This window comes from Enterococcus sp. HMSC078F03 (assembly GCF_001811595.1).
Lineage (GTDB): Bacteria > Bacillota > Bacilli > Lactobacillales > Enterococcaceae > Enterococcus > Enterococcus faecalis.
On sequence record NZ_KV805599.1, the window covers coordinates 1 to 609 of the forward strand.

The 609-nt window shown below is 36.3% G+C and carries 1 pseudogene; it reads right to left on the reverse strand.

Annotated features, from left to right (window positions below):
- Positions 1-513 (reverse strand): annotated as a pseudogene (locus tag HMPREF2810_RS12545) (IS30-like element IS6770 family transposase); the annotation flags it as partial.
- Positions 514-609: the final 96 nt, after the last annotated feature.

Genomic DNA, 609 nt, shown 5'->3' on the forward strand with positions numbered 1-609 from the left:
AATGCCAACGATCGTATCACCTCCAAGGTGACCAAACTCAGAATTGAAATCAGGATAATTATCAGGTCGATCATGGATTGAGCGCTGATATTGTTGTTTTCCCCGTTTTTCCTGATGGCCATTGGGTTTTCTTTTACCTTTCATCGGTAGTGTGTCAATATCAAATATCCCTTTAGAAAATAAACGATAAAGTGTTCTCATACCGCATGAAACAGGCCTTTCTTTTCGCCCGATAATGACGTCAGGCGTCCAACCAAGAGTGACTTTCTCTTTAATGTAATCTACTTCATGAGCAGGTAATTGAATGACTTTTCTACCACATTTTTTCTTATTTTCTTTATACTGGTGCCAATAATCAAGAGCAGTCTTGCCTTGCTTGAACTTATTGACTACATTATAAATAGTTTGTATAGCACGTCCCATTCGGTTAGCGATTTCAACCGGTTTATTATGTTGAAGATAATATGATTCTATCATTGTCAGTTCGTCTATGGTAAGATGTTTGTAGGTCATTTATGGTTACACTCCTTTGTTTTCTTTCGTCGGAAATACAATTTGAGTGTACCATAAATGCCTTTTTATTTTTCTAACTTAATTTTACAATTCGCG